General features: G+C 72.7%; 1 protein-coding gene. It reads left to right on the forward strand.

Translation table 11 applies throughout. The annotated features are described in order from the left end of the window. On the forward strand, window positions 1-513 hold a 513-nt coding region (locus QSK52_RS39155), incomplete at both ends, for a homocysteine S-methyltransferase family protein (RefSeq protein WP_285741048.1).

Below are 513 nucleotides of genomic sequence, written 5' to 3' on the forward strand. Positions count from 1 at the left end.
TGCTGGGCTCGATCGGCCCGGGCACCAAGCTGCCGACGCTGGGTCACACCACCTTCGAGGTGGTCCGCGAGGGCTTCCGGCAGAACGCGGCGGGCCTGATCGCGGGCGGCGTCGACGCGCTGCTGGTGGAGACCAGCCAGGACCTGCTGCAGACCAAGGCCGCGGTGCTGGGCTGTCGGGCCGCCCTGACCGAGGCCGGGCTGGACCTGCCGGTCTTCGCCCAGGTGACCGTCGAGACCACCGGCACGATGCTGCTGGGCTCGGAGATCGGCGCGGCGCTGACCGCGCTGGAGCCGCTGGGCATCGACTTCATCGGCATGAACTGCGCCACCGGCCCGGCCGAGATGAGCGAGCACCTGCGGTACCTGGCGAAGAACGCCCGGGTGGGCCTGTCCTGCATGCCGAACGCGGGCCTGCCGGTGCTCACCAAGGACGGCGCGCACTACCCGCTCAGCCCGGCCGAACTCGCCGACGCCCACGAGGCCTTCGTCCGCGACTACGGCCTGGCCCTGG

The organism is Kitasatospora phosalacinea (assembly GCF_030268885.1).
GTDB classification, from domain to species: domain Bacteria; phylum Actinomycetota; class Actinomycetes; order Streptomycetales; family Streptomycetaceae; genus Kitasatospora; species Kitasatospora phosalacinea_C.